Below are 2,711 nucleotides of genomic sequence, written 5' to 3'. Positions count from 1 at the left end.
AACTCAAAGCTCATCAGCACAAGCGCGTTCAGCAGCGTCGCTTTCGGCAAAATCCAGTCACCTACCTGGCCGACTTAGAGCAACAACTGCTCAAGCTAACTTTGCTGTCCTAGAAAAAAACAGAAACGGTACTACAGTGGAAAGCAAAAATGCCATACGCTAAAGGCACAACTGCTGGTGGACTTTGACACGGGGCAGGTGATTGCCACTGCAACCGCCCAAGGCCAGACGCACGACTTCAAGTTGCTCAAGCGTAGCCGTTTACCCTTTGTCCCATCGCAGTTGTGTTTAGCCGACCGAGGGTATCAGGGATTTGCCAAGCGTCATGCTGGGGCTTGTACCCCAACCAAGAAATCGCGCAAGCAACCATTAGCCGAAGATGAGAAGCAGCATAATCGGGCACTGGCGAGACTGCGAGTTCGAGTGGAGCATGTCATTCGCCGCTTCAAGATTTTTCGCATCTTTTCAGGGCACTACCGCAACCGCAGAAGGAGATTCGGCTTGCGCTTAAATTTGATTGCGGGACTGCTCAACTACGAACTGGCACATCCCTCCTGATTCATGCAGGAAGTCTATTGTTTGTCCTTAAACAGCTTTTGCGACACAACCAGCTAGAGCAGGTAATTCTGGGTCTCGATCGTTAGGTGCCGGGCATCGGGTTTATCCATAGAAAACCTCCTTATCCCTCTCCTTCCGTTCTGACTCCTATTTCACTGCCAAAGTAATAATTCTGAACTAGTTCAAACACGATCGCTCTGATTTATTTTCTACTCTTCTTTGTAGAGTAGGTCACCAAATTTGTTCAACTCCTCTACTTTTCCCCTTTTTGTTCCTATTGTGTGGTCAGCCAGGTTGCTCTCGGCAATTCTTTATAACTAAATGGAGTCTTAGCAATGACGATCGAAGGAACAAGCGGCAATGATATTCTGCGCGGGCTTGATCAAGAACAATACATTTTTGATGGTGATGTCATATCAGGTCATGAGGGCGATGATCAAATCTTCGCTGGCACAGGGTATGACTGGGTTTACGGTGGTGATGGTAATGACGTAATTCTTGGCGAAGCCGCTGACGACCTTCTTTTCGGCGACGTTGTCGGTGCTGGTCGTGGGAGCGGAGGTAATGATCTGATTGATGGTGGCTTGGGTAATGATGAACTTAGTGGTGGTCCCGGCAGAGATATCTTAATTGGCAGCACTGGCGAAGATCGGCTAATTGGTGGATTCGGTAGCGATTTCTTTATCTTCAATAACTTGTTCGCTGATGGCATCGACAAGATTGACGATTTTGAGATTGCGCGAGATTACATTGTCGTTGATATAAATTCGGCTGGTTACAACAACGCCGGGCTCACACCTAACACCAGCATTACGGCTGATCAGTTTCATCAAGGAACAGCGGCGATCGATGCGAACGATCGCTTCATCTACGACAACACCACCGGCAATCTATTCTTTGACCCTGATGGCACAGGTAGTGCTGCCCAAACCCAGATTGCAAACCTGGATTGGAGACCCACGATCAGCCACTATCACATTTATGCCTATCAAGACCGCCTGCCAGCTCGGCAGATACCTGGCAACGTCAATAATCCGGCTCTGCTGCATGGGCAATGGACAATTACAAGCAATGGCACCACTACATACACGTTCAACCCCAATGGTACTTATGAATTTGATGCAACTACCGCCGGTCAGGTTGGAGTTAATTTTAAGGTGACTACCGTTGGTCGATATATCGTTGATATGAACGGAGTGATCACGATGACTCCAGTTCAAGAAACGACAAGGGAGTTCAACGGTGGAGTATATTCCACAAAAGTTAAAACGACGGGACTAACGACAGAGCACAAGCTTTGGGTTCAGGGCGAAGGTGCTCGCGGCAAATACATCTTGCTGGATGATGCAGTTTTGGTCAACGGCACTTATCAGCCCAAAGATCCTGATTCCAAACCGACTACTTATGAGTTGACTGGAGGTCCCAAAAACATCGATCTTCCAGGTTCAGTCACTCCTCCAGTCCCAGTCACTCCTCCAGATCAAGGGACGGGTGGTGGCAAAGGAACTCCTGGCAACGACAAGCTCATGGGAACTGCTGCTAAAGATACGCTGCTTGGCTTAGACGGCAACGACAAGCTTACAGGAGCGGGAGATAATGACATCCTCCAAGGCGGGAATGGTAATGATCAGCTATTTGGTGGTGCAGGAAATGACCAGCTTTGGGGCGGGACTAACAATGACGTGCTGAAGGGCGATCGAGGGCGAGATATTTTTGCCTTAGAAAATGGTGTGGGTCGGGATGTAATTAAAGATTTTAGCGATCGCCAGGACAAACTTGGATTGACATCAGGACTGAGCTTCAAAGACCTAAAAATCATTCAACGCGGCGGCAGCATCTTGGTGAGTGCTGGAAATGATCAACTAGCAATTATATCTGGAGTACGTGTCAATCAAATTACGGCTGCTGATTTTAGCCGGATATATTAACCCGGCAAGGAAAGAGAGGGCAGGATTAGGAGAGAAATTGTTAGCATAGAGGGTATGAACAAACCCGATGCTCGAACGCTGAATCTAGCCACTCAAAACTATCTGCCAACTAGTTGCGGGTTTTGCTCTCTGGGTGAATTTGTCTGGAAGCCTCTATCTGCTTCAACTTTCATCGACTCAAGCTAAAGTGACACAAGCCTTTTTAGCTGGATGAGAATTGGAGGA

At 48.0% G+C, this 2,711-nt stretch carries 1 protein-coding gene and 1 pseudogene; both read left to right on the top strand.

Translation table 11 applies throughout. From position 1 onward, the window contains the following. Positions 1–126 precede the first annotated feature (126 nt). Positions 127–558, top strand: a pseudogene (locus H6F80_RS00235) (transposase); the annotation flags it as partial. 335 nt (positions 559–893) lie between these two features. Further along, on the top strand, positions 894–2,486 hold the full coding sequence (locus tag H6F80_RS00230) for a calcium-binding protein (protein ID WP_190789617.1): 1,593 nt from the start codon (positions 894–896) through the stop codon (positions 2,484–2,486). Positions 2,487–2,711: the final 225 nt, after the last annotated feature.

Source organism: Leptolyngbya sp. FACHB-711, assembly GCF_014695615.1.
Classification (GTDB): Bacteria; Cyanobacteriota; Cyanobacteriia; order Elainellales; family Elainellaceae; genus Leptolyngbya_A.
This window is presented reverse-complemented; position numbering and strand designations above follow the sequence as displayed.

Coding starts and splice junctions, on each gene's coding strand:
- H6F80_RS00230 (WP_190789617.1), top strand. CDS start 894: ATGACGATCGAAGGAACAAGCGGCAATGATATTCTGCGCGGGCTTGAT.